Annotated in this window: 18 protein-coding genes; 16 read left to right on the top strand and 2 right to left on the bottom strand. The window is 64.7% G+C overall.

Annotated elements, in window-relative coordinates; translation table 11 throughout:
* Positions 1 to 81 precede the first annotated feature (81 nt).
* From QNO08_RS11610 to QNO08_RS11545, 14 genes are all read left to right on the top strand, one after another.
* Complete coding sequence (locus QNO08_RS11610) at positions 82 to 657, top strand: NUDIX domain-containing protein (protein WP_229965346.1); 576 nt, start codon at positions 82 to 84, stop codon at positions 655 to 657.
* 9 nt (positions 658 to 666) lie between these two features.
* A complete protein-coding gene (locus tag QNO08_RS11605; protein ID WP_229965347.1) occupies positions 667 to 1,413 on the top strand; it encodes an alpha/beta fold hydrolase in 747 nt (248 codons plus the stop codon).
* Entirely contained in the window at positions 1,413 to 1,949 is a 537-nt protein-coding gene (locus tag QNO08_RS11600) for a GNAT family N-acetyltransferase (RefSeq protein ID WP_229965348.1), read from the top strand. The genes QNO08_RS11605 and QNO08_RS11600 overlap by 1 nt, the downstream gene beginning before the upstream one ends.
* A gap of 363 nt (positions 1,950 to 2,312) precedes the next feature.
* The gene (locus tag QNO08_RS11595) at positions 2,313 to 3,218 is read left to right on the top strand and encodes a pentapeptide repeat-containing protein (protein WP_229965349.1); all 906 of its coding nucleotides are present in this window, start codon (positions 2,313 to 2,315) and stop codon (positions 3,216 to 3,218) included.
* 83 nt (positions 3,219 to 3,301) lie between these two features.
* Positions 3,302 to 4,189, top strand: coding sequence for a VOC family protein (locus QNO08_RS11590; protein WP_229965350.1), 888 nt, complete (start codon positions 3,302 to 3,304; stop codon positions 4,187 to 4,189).
* Between the two features lie 229 nt (positions 4,190 to 4,418).
* Positions 4,419 to 4,826 (top strand): 30S ribosomal protein S16, encoded by a 408-nt coding sequence (gene rpsP / locus QNO08_RS11585; protein ID WP_229965351.1) that lies wholly within the window; start codon positions 4,419 to 4,421, stop codon positions 4,824 to 4,826.
* Between the two features lies 1 nt (position 4,827).
* Positions 4,828 to 5,070 carry an RNA-binding protein gene (locus QNO08_RS11580; RefSeq protein ID WP_104053842.1) on the top strand — a complete coding sequence of 81 codons (243 nt, stop codon included), beginning with the start codon at positions 4,828 to 4,830 and terminating at the stop codon, positions 5,068 to 5,070.
* 233 nt (positions 5,071 to 5,303) lie between these two features.
* Positions 5,304 to 5,915: a ribosome maturation factor RimM gene (rimM, locus tag QNO08_RS11575; protein ID WP_229965352.1), complete on the top strand. Its 612-nt coding sequence runs from the start codon at positions 5,304 to 5,306 to the stop codon at positions 5,913 to 5,915.
* Position 5,916: 1 nt separating this feature from the next.
* Complete coding sequence (gene trmD, locus QNO08_RS11570; protein ID WP_229965353.1) at positions 5,917 to 6,699, top strand: tRNA (guanosine(37)-N1)-methyltransferase TrmD; 783 nt, start codon at positions 5,917 to 5,919, stop codon at positions 6,697 to 6,699.
* 217 nt (positions 6,700 to 6,916) lie between these two features.
* Positions 6,917 to 7,276 (top strand): 50S ribosomal protein L19, encoded by a 360-nt coding sequence (gene rplS / locus QNO08_RS11565; RefSeq protein WP_229965354.1) that lies wholly within the window; start codon positions 6,917 to 6,919, stop codon positions 7,274 to 7,276.
* Between the two features lie 59 nt (positions 7,277 to 7,335).
* Complete coding sequence (lepB, locus tag QNO08_RS11560; RefSeq protein ID WP_229965355.1) at positions 7,336 to 8,004, top strand: signal peptidase I; 669 nt, start codon at positions 7,336 to 7,338, stop codon at positions 8,002 to 8,004.
* An 11-nt stretch (positions 8,005 to 8,015) separates the two neighbouring features.
* On the top strand, positions 8,016 to 8,858 hold the full coding sequence (gene lepB / locus QNO08_RS11555; protein WP_229965356.1) for a signal peptidase I: 843 nt from the start codon (positions 8,016 to 8,018) through the stop codon (positions 8,856 to 8,858).
* Positions 8,855 to 9,610, top strand: coding sequence for a ribonuclease HII (rnhB, locus tag QNO08_RS11550; protein WP_229965357.1), 756 nt, complete (start codon positions 8,855 to 8,857; stop codon positions 9,608 to 9,610). The genes lepB (QNO08_RS11555) and rnhB overlap by 4 nt, the downstream gene beginning before the upstream one ends.
* A 7-nt stretch (positions 9,611 to 9,617) precedes the next feature.
* Positions 9,618 to 9,941, top strand: coding sequence for a DUF2469 domain-containing protein (locus tag QNO08_RS11545; RefSeq protein ID WP_104053848.1), 324 nt, complete (start codon positions 9,618 to 9,620; stop codon positions 9,939 to 9,941).
* A 46-nt stretch (positions 9,942 to 9,987) separates the two neighbouring features.
* Here the strand turns inward: QNO08_RS11545 and QNO08_RS11540 are convergent, their stop codons facing one another.
* A complete protein-coding gene (locus tag QNO08_RS11540; protein ID WP_229965358.1) occupies positions 9,988 to 10,671 on the bottom strand; it encodes a GNAT family N-acetyltransferase in 684 nt (227 codons plus the stop codon).
* Between the two features lie 57 nt (positions 10,672 to 10,728).
* Here QNO08_RS11540 and QNO08_RS11535 point away from each other — a divergent pair, with 57 nt between their 5' ends.
* Positions 10,729 to 11,376, top strand: a complete 648-nt coding sequence (locus QNO08_RS11535) for a hypothetical protein (protein ID WP_229965359.1) — start codon at positions 10,729 to 10,731, stop codon at positions 11,374 to 11,376.
* Positions 11,377 to 11,557: 181 nt separating this feature from the next.
* Here the strand turns inward: QNO08_RS11535 and QNO08_RS11530 are convergent, their stop codons facing one another.
* Positions 11,558 to 12,427 (bottom strand): LPXTG cell wall anchor domain-containing protein, encoded by an 870-nt coding sequence (locus QNO08_RS11530; RefSeq protein ID WP_284155595.1) that lies wholly within the window; start codon positions 12,425 to 12,427, stop codon positions 11,558 to 11,560.
* 256 nt (positions 12,428 to 12,683) lie between these two features.
* Between QNO08_RS11530 and QNO08_RS11525 the strand changes: the two genes are divergently transcribed.
* Positions 12,684 to 13,427 (top strand): STM3941 family protein, encoded by a 744-nt coding sequence (locus tag QNO08_RS11525; protein ID WP_229965361.1) that lies wholly within the window; start codon positions 12,684 to 12,686, stop codon positions 13,425 to 13,427.
* The last annotated feature ends 65 nt before the right edge of the window (positions 13,428 to 13,492 follow it).

Raw genomic sequence — 13,492 nt, 5'->3', positions numbered from 1 at the left:
TGTCCGGCGGTGCCTGTTTAAAGCGGATTCAGCCGGATCCGGCCGGTCCACCGGCGAGGCAAACCCAGGGAAGAGGCCAGTGTGGCAGCACAGGGACTGAGCGGGTTTTACGGATCCGTGTTCAAGCGCAGCACCACCGCCGCCGTCCTGATCCGCAGCACTGACGGCCGCGTGCTGCTGCTGCGTTCCGGCTCCGGCAGCTGGGATCTTCCCGGCGGCGTCGTCCTGGGCGCAGAGGATCCGCGCTCCGCGGCCGGACGCATCGTTGCCGGGACGCTGGGACTGGAGCTCGGCGTCGGCCGCGTCCTGGTGCTGGACTACATCCAGGCCGGTGCGAGCCCCGGCGCGGCCAGGCCCGGCAGCCAGAGTGACTCCATCGCGTTTGTGTACGACGGCGGGGAGCTGGCCACGTCGGTCGCCGGGTTCACCGCCGGCGGCGGTGAGCGGGAAGCCCGCTTTGTGCCGGTGCCGGACTGCGCCGCTGTGCTGGGCGAGGCCGTCGCCCGCAGGGTTGCCGGCGCACTGGAAGCTTTGGATCTTGGCACGGTGACCGAACTGGTGGACGGCAGCAGCACGCCGGGCGAACCGGCTGTGCCGCCGCCGACCCGTCGGATGATGCCGCCTGTGGGCGGCTTCTCCGGAATTCTTGGACGTTAGGAGTCCCGCATGCCTTTGGAACGAGTGGTGTTTGTGCACGGCGCCGGCAGCTTCGGCGCGACGGCTTGGCCGCGGCAGCACGGGCTGGCGCTGGACTATGACTGCCTGTTTATCAAGCGACACGGATTCGACGACGTCGCGGAGCCGTTGGCGCCGGATCTGGAAACCGATATCGCAATAATCCGGGAGGCACTCGGCGAAGGCGGCCATCTGGTGGCGCACTCGGCAGGCGCTATTCCGGCCATGCTTGCGGCGCTGAGGGATCCGGCGCGGGTGTATTCCCTGATCCTGTGCGAGCCGGCTGTGTTCTCGCTGACCCTCGACCTTCCGGCCACCGCCGCCCACCGCGAACTGCTGCAGCCGCTTTTCGACGCAGCACCGGAGATGAGTGACGAGGATTTTGAGCGCGCATTTGTCCGCCGTGTCTTCGCAGTCGAGGCAGCAGCCGCAGGCCGCGCCGCACGGCCGGGCCATTCCGCTCCGGCCGATGAAGCTGCCAGGCGGTCCGCTGCGCGGCTTCGGCTTCAAACACCGCCCTGGGAGGCGCCGCTGGACATTGTTCCCGGGGTGCCCACGCTGGTGCTCACCGGCGGATGGGAACCGCTATACGAAGAGGTGGCTGATTTCCTGGTCTCCACCGGAGCCGAACACCTCCAGGTGGGCGGCAATCACCGGCCGCAGGACACCGGGACCGGCAAGCGCGAGATCCGGGAGTTCCTCGCCGCGCATAGCCGGGTGGAAGCGGGAGACCGCTGATGCGCCGCTCGGTCCCAGTCATCAGGGAAGCCGGAGCTGAGGATCTGGCCCTTTTGCCTGCGCTGGAGGCGGCCTCCGACAGCCTGCTGGCAGGGATGGCCGGAGTTCGGGGCTCAGGGCCGGGAGCCGATCCGCTGCCGCTGCCGCCTCCGGGTTCCGCAGCCGACCTGGCTTCCGCCCTGCATCTTCTGGTGGCGGGAACTCCGCCCGTGGGGTTCGCGCGGCTCGAGGAAGTGGACGGGCAGGCACATCTGGAGCAGCTCTCGGTGCATCCCGACACGGCCGGCGCCGGGCTCGGCCGCGCTTTGGTTTCAGCTGCCCTGGAATGGGCGAAGGATCAGGGATACACCTCCATGACGCTCTGCACCTTTGCCGGGGTGCCGTTCAATGCTCCGTTCTACCGAAGCTGCGGTTTTGGGACGGTCGCCGCGCCCGGCGGCGAACTGCAGGCCCTGCGGGAGCACGAGAAGGAAATCGGCTTGGATGCGCTGGGGGAGCGCGTTGCGATGCGCATTGAGCTTGTGCCTTCGAACTAAGTTTCGCCGAACTGATCGTGTCGAGGACCTGAACCTGTCGACTCGATTCACCGCGTAGAGGCAGGCACGGAGCTGTCCATTCGGTGTTCGAAGATCACGCCGTGATCTCCGATTGCTACCTGACCTGGCCGCGATCCAAACGGGCGTATCGATCGTTTTCCAAGTGTTGTCAAAGGCTGCAAGACGCCGCATACTGCCCACCTCGGATCTTCACCAAGGGGGGCGGCGGCAACCGTCGCCGTAACAAGGCAACGGGTTCCCCAAGCGCAGTCTTTCGTCTCCGTTAGGAGGAGACCAATCACTGAGCGAGCGGGAGGTCAGAAAGCGAGAAAGACGGTGAACGGTCAAAGGCCAAATCGTTCTGTGACTATACGATGGCTGAGCATTCTGATTGTTGCGGTCGGGCTGTTGCTGATCGTGACAATCATATTCGAGTTCATCCTGCCGCTCGTTGCCCCTGAACGGTCGTGGAAACTGATACCAGTCGATAATGTTCTTTGGTTCGTCTTGTTTGTTACCGTCGTGGAAGTACTTTTGGTCGTTGCACTGGCGATCACGTTGTGGCGAATTCACTCGTTTGCGGGAGAACCCCATGACGAAGTGCGGGCGGGTTTGGCAATCGCTCTGGGAACCGGCGTGGCAATAGCGCTGGCGATTCTCGTCCTCCAGCTCGCCGTTCAAGCGATTTCCGAAGACCGGGATCTGCGGGCCCAACGAGAGAATATCCGCTTCACCATCGGGATATCCCCGGATCTGACCGGCTTTGTGCGACCGATGGATCCGGGTAATCCCTCAGAACTTCTTGATCTGACCGGCTATCGGTTTCGCGGTAAAGAAATGTCCGTCGCAATGCTGACCGATGCCAACCTGCGTGGAGCCAACTTCGTGTTTGCTGACCTGAACGGAGCTGAAATGCGCGATGTTATTTTGACCGATAACAAGGGGAACATTAGCGATCTGCGGGCAGCGAATCTGCGTTGGGCCGATCTGACGGGTGCGCAGGTCGGGAACGCGAGCTTTGTGTATGCCGACTTGTCGATGGCCTACCTCTGCGGAGTTGACCTCAGGAACGCGAATCTGACTGGAACCGATCTCCGCGGAGCGAAGCTTGGGGAGGATCCCAAAGACGGTAACTGTGAGGTTCCGGGACAGCTTCCGGATGACCCGCCCGAGGGAGCATGCTTGCCCGATGAGCCGACCGACGCTCAGCTAGGGAAGGAACAAGACTGCGGTGCGGAAGCGCGAGCTGTCGTAGAACGCAGGAAGTGAAGCTGAGGAAAGCGGCAGGAACTTGTCCCCAAGCGAACTCTCCACAGCTTGGCTTTACCTGAACCTTCAACTAAACTCATTACATGAACCTTCAAGTAAATCCCTCCGACCTGCTTCCCGCCGACCTCGCGATGGGAACCGTCATGCTGAAGGTCGGCAATCTGGCGAAGGTGTCCGCCTACTATCAGGGTGCGCTTGGCCTGGACATTGTGGCTGAAGCCGACGGCGGCCAGTACCTTGGCCGCGGCCGCGTCCCCGTCGTGCATCTCGCGCCGGCGCCGGGACTGCAGGTGGCATTGCGCGGCGAGGCGGGCCTGTTCCACACCGCCATCCTCTTCGAAACCCAGGCGGATTTGGCCGCCACGGTGGCCTCCGCGGCGCAGTTTGATCCTGCGGCTTTCGTCGGGTCGGCCGACCACCTGGTCAGCGAGGCGTTCTACTTCACCGACCCTGAGGGCAACGGCATCGAGCTCTACTACGACAAGCCCCGGGACGTCTGGAACTGGGACGAGACCGCCAGCGGCCGCGAGGTCCGGATGGCCTCGCTGGCGCTCTCCCCGCAAACCTACTTTCGGGAACACCTCACCGAGGAGGCGCTGGCCGGACTGCGCGGTGCCGGGGCCGGCGTCGGCCACGTCCACCTCCAGGTGGGAAACACCGACACCGCCGCGGCCTTCTACGTGGACACCCTGGGTTTTGAACGCACTGCCGGCTTCCACGGGCAGGCACTGTTTGTATCCGCCGGCGGCTACCACCACCACATGGCCATGAACGTCTGGAACAGCCGCGGCGCCGGCCCCCGCCGCGACACGCTGGGCCTGGGTGAAGTCCTCCTGACCGTGCCGACGGCCGACGACGTCGCCGGGCTAGCTGACCGCTTGAAGCTCGCCGGCATCTCCAGTCACCACACGGGTGCCGAGCTGCGCTTCGAGGATCCCTGGCGCAACCGCCTTCGCGTCGCCGTGGGGTAGTGCGGACGGGCCCATGGAGGGGAACCCGTGGCGGACAGCGCCCGGCCCGACGCGCCAAACCCCGAGTCGCCAAACAAGGAGTCATCTGGCACAATGGTCAGGTACTCGATCTGCGCGGCCCCTCTCTCCGTGCATGCATCTTGTCCTTTTTGAACCCAAACGTTATGGCCCGCCCCACGGGAGCAGAAGTTCGGGTTCGCCCCTTTTCAGATCAGGAGTGACCACAAAAGTGGCCGTAAAGATTCGCCTTAAGCGCCTTGGCAAGAAGTTCTCAGCACACTACCGCGTCGTTGTCATGGATTCCCGTGCCAAGCGCGATGGCCGTGCCATCGAGGAAATCGGACTCTACCGTCCGACCGAGAACCCGTCGTACATCGACATCAAGTCGGACCGCGCCCAGTACTGGCTCGGCGTCGGCGCCCAGCCCACCGAGCAGGTCGCAGTTCTGCTGAAGATCACCGGTGACTGGCAGAAGTACAAGAACATCGAGGGCCAGGAAGGCACCCTTCAGGTCAAGGCCCCGAAGGAAGCTTTCGTAGCTCCCGAAAAGAAGTCAGTGATCGTTCCCGAGGCCATCACTCCGAAGGCCAAGAAGGACGAGGCTCCCGAGGCTTCCGCAGAGGCTGAGGCTGAGTAACTTGCTGGCCGAAGCGCTGGAGCATCTCGTCCGCGGAATCGTTGACAGTCCTGAGGACGTCAAGGTTTCCGCCAAGAGCAACCGCCGCGGGGAAACCCTCGAGGTGCGCGTTCACCAGGACGATCTGGGCCGCGTCATCGGACGCCAGGGACGGACCGCACGTGCATTGCGCACTGTGATTGCAGCCTTGGCGAACGGCGAACCGGTTCGCGTCGATGTAGTGGATACCGACCGCCGCCGCTGAACATCCGCGGCACGGCCGGACTGCATCGTCAGTTCCAGCACTTTCTTCATAGCATTACCAGTTGAACGCAGTTCACGGCATCCGGCCCCTGCACCAGATAATGGTGAAGGGGCCGGATGTGTTTCCGGGCAGGACCGCCAACAGGACCGCCCCCGCAAGCCCGCACCACGTCGGTGCCTCACCATCCCATCCCACCGCACCAAACACGCCGCACCAATACAAGGAGACCCCCCATGCAGTTACAGGTGGCACGCATCGGCAAGCCGCACGGCATCCGCGGCGAAGTGACCGTCCAGGTCATGACCGACGCCCCCGAGGACCGCTTCGTACCCGGAACCGAGCTCACCGTCGAGCCCGCGTCCAAGGGTCCGCTCACGGTCATCAGCGCGCGGTGGAACAAGGACATCCTGCTGCTCGGCTTCGATGAGGTCGTTGACCGCAACGGCGCCGAAGAACTGCGCGGCGCGATGCTCTCCGTCGACACCGAAGAGCTGGATGACGAAGACGACACCGAGGGCTGGTACGAGCACGAGCTGGTGGGCCTGCAGGCCAAGGTGGGCGACGACGTCGTCGGCACCGTCAGCGGCCTGCGCACCCTGACCGTGCAGGACCTGCTTGTCGTAGACGACACGCAGGGCCGCGAGGTCCTGGTTCCGTTTGTGGAAGCCATCGTGCCCGAGGTCAACGTCGAGGGCGGCTACGTCCTGATCACCCCACCTCCGGGCCTCTTCGAATTGAACCTGCCCGAGGACAAGCCGGAGAAGCAGGACAAGCCGGAGAAGCAGGACAAGGCGACGGCGGCGGACAAGGCGCCGAACAGCGCTTCGGGCGAGGCCGGCAGCTAAAGTGCGCATTGATGTAGTCAGCATTTTCCCGGAGTACCTGGCCGCGCTGGACCTGTCGCTGATCGGCAAGGCCCGGCAGGACGGCCTGCTGGACCTCAACGTCCACGACCTGCGCGACTTCACCACGGACCGGCACCGCACCGTGGACGACACCCCCTACGGCGGCGGCGCCGGCATGGTGATGAAGGCCGAACCGTGGGCGCAGGCGCTGGCCTCCGTCGCCGGCGAAGAGGAAGCAGCACGCCCCGTGCTGATTGTTCCGTCGCCGGCCGGTGCGGTCTTCACCCAGGCCATGGCCTATGAGCTGGCCGAAGAAAAGCACCTGGTCTTCGCCTGCGGCCGCTACGAAGGCATCGACGAACGCGTGCTGGAGTGGGCCGGAGAGCATTTCGATGTCCGCCCGGTCAGCCTCGGCGACTATGTGCTCAACGGGGGAGAGGTCGCCGTCCTGGCCATGGTGGAGGCGATCGGCCGCCTGGTGCCCGGCGTCGTCGGCAATCCTGAATCCCTGGTGGAGGAATCGCACTCCGACGGGCTGCTGGAATACCCCGTTTACACCAAGCCCTCGTCCTGGCGGGACCGCGATGTGCCGGAAATCCTGCTCAGCGGCAACCACGGCAAAATCGCCCAGTGGCGCCGCGAGCAGCAGCTGCAGCGCACCGCCGCCCGCCGCCCGGACCTGCTGGAAAAGCTCGACGCCGCGCAGCTGAACAAAGCCGAGAAGGCAGCGCTTGAAGCTCTGGGCTACGAAGTAACGAAGGACCGGATCCTGCCGCGCCGATGATTGGTGGCGTTTGGCCGGATATGGCAGAATAGATAACTGTGTCATCTGGGTCCGCACCTGCCACAGGGGGAGCGCGGCCAACAGACTGCACGCCGGCAGCCAATCCTCGGCTCAGCCGGTCTTTAGCTTCGGCAGCATCTGTGCAGCGTAACCGCTGCATCCTTGCCTGCCGTTACCAAAGTGGATGACCTGTGGCGTCCACCAGGAGTGATAAACAATGCACATCCTAGATTCTGTTGATGCAGCTTCGCTGCGTTCAGACATCCCCGAGTTCCGCGCCGGTGACACGGTCAAGGTTCACGTAAACATCATCGAAGGCAAGAACACCCGTGTTCAGGTCTTCCAGGGCTTCGTCATGAAGCGCCAGGGCGATGGCCTGCGCGAGACCTTCACGGTCCGCAAGGTCAGCTTCGGCGTCGGCGTGGAGCGTACCTTCCCGGTTCACTCCCCGGTCATCGACAAGCTCGAGCTCGTCTCCAAGGGTGACGTCCGCCGCGCCAAGCTGTACTACATGCGCGATCTGCGCGGCAAGGCAGCCAAGATCAAGGAAAAGCGCGACGCACGTCCCGCCAAGTAACTTTCTTGATCCACGCAGCATCCGCTTCCCGGGAATCTTCGGACCCTCCCGGGAAGCACATGAAACGCCGGCCCCGGTTTGTGGGCTGGCGTTTCGTGTTATGCGCCCTTGCCGCCGCTGTGGTGCTGGTGGCGCTGGTCCGCGCGTTTGTCGTGGACGTCTACTACATACCGTCCGAGTCGATGCAGCCGCTGCTGGAACCGGGCGACCGCGTGGTGGTCTCACGCACCGACTACAGGTCCGGCGAAATCCAGCGCGGCGACGTCGTGGTCTTTGACGGCAAAGGGTCCCTGGCTCCGCTGCACAACGGTGATCCGCTCCCGGTGACAGCGGTGAAGTCCCTGGCCCGGTGGGTCGGTCTGGCCGGCAGCGACACTGTCTACGTGAAGCGGGTCATCGGAGTTCCGGGTGACCGGGTCAGCTGCTGCACGGCGGACGAGCCTCGGTTGACCGTCAATGGAACTCCGGTGGACGAGTCATACGTTTATCCGGGAGACGCTCCCAGCGAGAAGTCCTTTGACGTCATTGTCCCCGACGGCCGGCTGTGGCTGATGGGGGACCACCGGTCCCGGTCCGCCGATTCCCGGTCCCTGCTGGGGGCTCCCGGCGGCGGACTCATTTCGCAGGAGCGCGTCATTGGCAGGGCCACGGCCATCTTGTGGCCGCTGGAGCGTAGTTCGGATATTGAGCGGCTAGAGTTAGGAGCCGAGTGGAACACGGCGAAGTAAGAGGAAAGCACATGGCTCAGAACGTCCCGGACGAGCCCACCCAGAGCGCCGGATCCGGCATCCACGGCGCCCATTCGGCGAACCCGCGCGCGGCGGCCCCCGGCAAAGGGGACAGCGCCGGCAAGGACAGTGCCGGCAAGAAAAAGGGCAGCGAGAAAAACCGCGGCTTTGGCGGCTGGCTGCGCGAAGTGGCCACCATCATTGTGGTCGCGCTGCTGCTGTCCTTCCTGATCAAGACGTTTCTCTTCCGGGCGTTCTACATCCCCTCGGGTTCCATGGAGGAAACCCTGGAGATCAACGACCGCATCTTCGTGAACCTGCTGGTCCCGGAGCCCTTTGACCTGAACCGCGGCGACGTGGTGGTATTCAAGGACACCAAGGGCTGGCTGCCGGAGCTCCCGCCGGCCACCGAGGGCCCGGGAACCTGGATCCGCGATGCCCTGATCTTTGTCGGGCTGGTTCCCGACACCTCGGAGCAGCACCTCGTGAAGCGGGTCATCGGCACCGAGGGCGACCGCGTTGTCTGCTGCGACGCCGACGGCAAGATCACGGTCAACGGCGAGCCGCTGACCGAGCCCTACATCTACCCCGGTGCGTCGCCGTCGGACGTTGCGTTCGACGTCGTGGTTCCCGAGGGCAAGGTCTGGGTCATGGGCGACCACCGCAACGCCTCCGCGGATTCCCGCGAACACCTCCAGGATCCCAGCGGCGGCTTCGTTGATGTCGAGGACATTGAGGGTAAGGCGGCCGTGACCGCATGGCCGTTGAACCGCGCCGGCTTCGTGGGCAGCTATCCGGAAGTCTTCGAAAACGTTCCCGAGCCCTCCAGCTCAGCACCGGCCGAATCGAAATGACGGCTGCGCCAGTCCGCCAGCGTCCGAAGACCGGAACCGGCAGCAAGGCCCCGACGCTCCGGTTCGAGCGGTCCTTTGCCGCCGCCGGCCACAAGGTGCTGGCAGGCTGCGACGAGGTGGGCCGCGGTGCCCTGGCCGGGCCGGTCAGCGTGGGACTGGTGGCCGTGGACCTGGCAACGGTCCGGTCGCTCAAGGGCGTGCGGGACAGTAAGCTGCTCTCCGTCAGCGACCGGGAAACCCTGGTGCCGCTGATCAAGAAATGGTCGCTGGGCTGGGGCGTCGGGCATGCCAGCGCGGCCGAAATCGACCTCCACGGAATCATGGCTGCGCTGCGGCTGGCCGGAACCCGCGCCTGGGACCAGGTCTGCTCGGACCTGACGCCCGACGTCGTGCTCCTGGACGGCAACTACAACTGGCTCTCGCCGGCGTCCCAGGCCAGCCTCTTCGACGTTCCGAACGACGACGACGGCGGCTGCCTGGCGCCGGTGCACACCAAGATCAAGGCGGACATGCAGTGCCTCAGCGTGGCCGCAGCCAGCGTACTCGCGAAAGTGGAGCGGGACGCGATGATGGTGGACTACGCTGTGACACATCCTCAGTACGGCTGGGAAGTGAACAAGGGCTACGCTACGGCGTCCCATCGGTTGGCGATTGACGCGCACGGGCCCACGCCCCTGCACCGGATGTCCTGGCAGTTGGGATCGCGTCCGGAACCGTATGCCGCAGACCAAGAGAGCGTCGTTGGGGGATGATGGAATTATGAGCGCGGAAGACCTTGAGAACTATGAAACGGACATGGAGCTTCAGCTCTACCGTGAGTACCGGGACGTGGTGGGGCTCTTCAGCTACGTAGTCGAAACGGAGCGGAGGTTCTACCTGGCGAACCATGTGGACCTGCAGGCACGCTCCGCGGACGGCGAGATCTACTTCGATCTCACGCTTCAGGATGCCTGGGTGTGGGATGTGTACAGGTCCGCCAGGTTCGTCAAAAGCGTCCGCGTGATCACGTTCAAGGACGTGAACGTGGAGGAACTGACCCGCAACGACGACCTCACCATTCCCAAGGCAGACGAACTGGGCTGACGCTCGCCCGCACGCTGCGACGGGCGGCCGCCGTCCCCGGCGAAGTTTAGGGCCGGCGGCTCGACGGTGCCGGCGCCGGCGCCGGCTCGATCGGTGCCTTGATCGGTGCGGTCGGTGCCGTCGGTGGCGCCGGCGCGCATGCCGGCGGCGCCGCAGGAAGCCGTTCGACGACGTCGTGCCACTCCGCCCACAGCCCCGTGGGCAGCCGCGGGTCTTCGGCAGCGAGGCTGGAAATCCAGCCCTCCACCATCCGGCCGCGGTGGGCAAGGAAATGGGGAACGGCAATCGGCGGCGGAAACCCGCTGCGCCAGACGGTTTTGTAGCTTCCGGTGTTTCCCGCGTTGGCGGTCCATGTCACCACGTCCCAGCCCAGGCCGTCGAAGGCATGGGCCACGGCCAGCGACACTGCCCGGGACATCAGACCCCGGCCCCGAAAGGCGGGTGCGGTCACAAACCCCAGGTTTCCCGAATTAGCCCCCTGGAAGCGCAGATCCAGCGAGCCGGCGTAATCGCCGTCGAACTCCAGGGCCCAGGACACCGCATCTTCCTGCGCGACCGAGATCGCTGCCACATAGTGCGCGGCCATCGCGCGCGTGTAGTCCAGCGGAATGGTGGTCCACTGGCGGGTCAACGGATCGAGGGAGCGCAGAAACACCGGCTCGACGTCGGAGGCGCGGTGCGGCCGCAGCGTCAGCGATCCGTCGGACAGAAGCGGGATGTCGAATGGCATGGATACACCCTAGCGGCAGGGGTGCCGCTTCGGCGCGCATCTCCTTAGACTGCTCCAATGGCACTTCCCGATTCTCCGCTGGCCGGGTATCTGTCCGGGAACCGGCGCCTTTACGCACAGCTTCGGCCGGACCCGGAGTCGTTGACTCACCTGATGAAGCTTCAGCAGGATCTGGCGGCGCTGCCGGAGATCAATGACGGCGGCCGGCCGCGCTGGGTTTCCGAGCGGCAGTTGCACCTCACACTGATCCATTTCGGCAAGGTTCGGGACGTCTACGCGGTGGTCTCAGTTGCCACCGGCATTGCCCGGGAAGACTACGAAGTGCTGCTTGCGGACTACGTCGCGGAAACCGAGGCGGCGATGCCGGGGCAGCCGGTCGTGCTGGAGCCGGCGGTTCTGTCACGCTTTGGACGGCACGGGCGGACGCTGGTGCTGGAGTACTTTCCCTCCGCAGCGCTGATGCAGTCCCATGCCGCAGCCTTTGCCGCTTTGGCGGCGTTCCTCCGCCGCTGCGGCATTGCCGACGTCGAGGCCTTCACCGCTGCCGATCCCAATTTCATGTTCGCATCCCGCCTCCGCCCGCACATCACCCTCAGCCGTGCCTTTGCGGGTGTCCTGCCGGCATTCCTGCCTGGATCCGGTGACGGGGCCGGAGCCTTTCAGTTCACCCACGTCCGGCTGGAATCCATGCCCGTGGTCTATTAGGGGTCGCACTGATGCCTGAGGGGCGATCCACCGCGGGTGGTTCGCCCCGCGGGCCGTCCGGAGTTGCGGGCATACGAACGGCCCCGGGGCAAGGCCTCGGGGCCGTTCGCATCAACCCGAACAATCTCTATTCAGGTCTGCGGTTCGCTAGCTGACGATCCGCTGGTTCGATCCCTGCAGGTTAGGCATCGGCCGAATCAGCGCGACGGCGGTTCCGTACCAGGGCCGCTGTGCCCAGACCGGCAACCAGGATTCCGGCTCCTGCCAGTGCTGCCATGGCCGGATTCGCTCCGGTGTCCGGCAGCTGCCCGGGGGTAACCGGGGCAGGCGCAGGCGGTGCAGGCGGTGTCGGCTGCGGGACGACTACGGCAGGCGGTGTCTGGCTCGGTGTGGGGCTGGGTTCCGGTGTCGGGCTCGGCTCGGGAGTCGCCTTGGGGCTGGGTTTCGGGTCCGGTGTCGGGTCCGGCGTCGGCTCGGGATCCGGGGTGGGCTTGGGGTCCGGGGTGGGCTTGGGGTCCGGGGTCGGGCTAGGGCTCGGGTCCGGTGTCGGTTTGGGATCCGGGGTGGGCTTGGGGTCCGGTGTCGGGCTCGGGCTGGGATCCGGCTCCGGCTCGCAATCGGGCACAGGGCCGTAGGTCTCGAGGTCGTCGTGCCTGTTATCAGTCAGGGTGGCGCCCTCACCGAAGCCATCAGGATATGTAATGGTTTCGGGCCACTTGAAGGGGCTGGTGGTGTCGATATCCAGCTTGTCCTGCTGGATGGCCCATCCCGGGCCGCAGATGTCCTTTGGGAGCCGACTCATGATTTCGTCAGCTTCAAACCACTTTGTCGTGTGCTCCTTGACCTGGAGCAAATCCTGGGGGCCGGAGTTTTCCCATGCGGCAGGCTTGGATTCGTCGTTCTTCTTGTAAAGATACGCACCCACGTCTTGACGGACGGTAGTGGATGTTTCCGGCGCGGTGCCGCCGGTGGCAGTGGCCGGCTGAATGACGGCTAGTGAGAAGCAGCCGAGAGCCAGGGCGGCTGCAGCAGCAGTCGCAGTTGTTTTCATGACGTTCTTCATTATTCCTTCGGTAAGCGCTTTAAGTCTTGGGTCGTCATGTGGGGGTCCGCCCATCCTGTCGGAGGACCCTCAGCTCGGACGCAAGATGGTGTCAAGATCACGGCAAGATCTGATCCGTCCTGCATATCGCCCAAAAGGTTGCCCAATGCAAAGAAGGAATTAGTGCTTCTTTCTCGCTGCTATTGTTCATCTGTTGTGGTCAGCCACTCACAGGGAAGCGTTCAGGAAAGGCACGGAGGACCTTATGACTGAAGCCAAACGGAATTGCGACGGGTCTCGTCATCTGCACACGAGGGACGACGACGGCGGAAGATCGGCTGCACCGGGCGCTTCCAAACTGGCACCGCTGATCCTTCCGGTTTCCTGGATCCGCCTGATCGGGATGGGACTCCTAGCCGCGCTTTTCGTCGCCATCGGGCTGTTCTTCTGTCTCAGCCCCGAGTGGCGCAACAAAATTATCGGGCTGGTGTGCGTTCTCTTTTTTGGCGGCGGTTATGGCGCCGTCCTATGGAAGAAACTGCGGGATCCGGTTGTCCTCACCTTGTCCGAGGACGGCATTCAGCCCCACTCCGGAGGCTTCATACCCTGGGAAGATTTCGAGGCCGTCGGCATCGGGCGGATTGAAGGGGCTCCCGGAGGGACTAAAGTCATCGGAATCCGCCTGAAATCCTATGAAGGGTACCTCGCGTCCTTCACCCCGGAACAGATCCGGTTGGCCAGGGCAACAGCAGTGGCGGGAAAGTTCACCGGCTCCGTTCTGCGGCGGGCGGCTCCCCGCCCGGCGCTCAGGCACGGCCGCGGCGGACTGCAGGCACTTGCCGCCCTCCCGCAGCGGGACATAGCCGGCATGCTGCAGTGGAGCCGTGCCATGTCCGGGGGCTGGGATGTGACCTTTTCTCCGCACTTATTCAAGGGCCGTGCCCGTGACGTGGTCCGGAAAATCGAAGGTTATTATCTCTCCGCCCTGACCGCCCGTTCAGCCCGCTAAGGGAGCCTGCCGCCGTGGACGGGCATTATCGTTCCTCCCCAATGCGGGTCTGCTGACCGGGCGGG

Source organism: Arthrobacter sp. zg-Y820 (assembly GCF_030142155.1).
GTDB lineage: Bacteria > Actinomycetota > Actinomycetes > Actinomycetales > Micrococcaceae > Arthrobacter_B.
This window is presented reverse-complemented; position numbering and strand designations above follow the sequence as displayed.

Coding starts and splice junctions, on each gene's coding strand:
- QNO08_RS11525 (WP_229965361.1), top strand. CDS start 12,684: ATGACTGAAGCCAAACGGAATTGCGACGGGTCTCGTCATCTGCACACG.
- lepB (WP_229965355.1), top strand. CDS start 7,336: ATGAAACGCCGGCCCCGGTTTGTGGGCTGGCGTTTCGTGTTATGCGCC.
- rimM (WP_229965352.1), top strand. CDS start 5,304: ATGCAGTTACAGGTGGCACGCATCGGCAAGCCGCACGGCATCCGCGGC.
- QNO08_RS11540 (WP_229965358.1), bottom strand. CDS start 10,671: ATGCCATTCGACATCCCGCTTCTGTCCGACGGATCGCTGACGCTGCGG.
- QNO08_RS11535 (WP_229965359.1), top strand. CDS start 10,729: ATGGCACTTCCCGATTCTCCGCTGGCCGGGTATCTGTCCGGGAACCGG.
- QNO08_RS11545 (WP_104053848.1), top strand. CDS start 9,618: ATGAGCGCGGAAGACCTTGAGAACTATGAAACGGACATGGAGCTTCAG.
- QNO08_RS11605 (WP_229965347.1), top strand. CDS start 667: ATGCCTTTGGAACGAGTGGTGTTTGTGCACGGCGCCGGCAGCTTCGGC.
- lepB (WP_229965356.1), top strand. CDS start 8,016: ATGGCTCAGAACGTCCCGGACGAGCCCACCCAGAGCGCCGGATCCGGC.
- QNO08_RS11600 (WP_229965348.1), top strand. CDS start 1,413: ATGCGCCGCTCGGTCCCAGTCATCAGGGAAGCCGGAGCTGAGGATCTG.
- rnhB (WP_229965357.1), top strand. CDS start 8,855: ATGACGGCTGCGCCAGTCCGCCAGCGTCCGAAGACCGGAACCGGCAGC.
- QNO08_RS11530 (WP_284155595.1), bottom strand. CDS start 12,427: ATGAAAACAACTGCGACTGCTGCTGCAGCCGCCCTGGCTCTCGGCTGC.
- rplS (WP_229965354.1), top strand. CDS start 6,917: ATGCACATCCTAGATTCTGTTGATGCAGCTTCGCTGCGTTCAGACATC.
- QNO08_RS11590 (WP_229965350.1), top strand. CDS start 3,302: ATGAACCTTCAAGTAAATCCCTCCGACCTGCTTCCCGCCGACCTCGCG.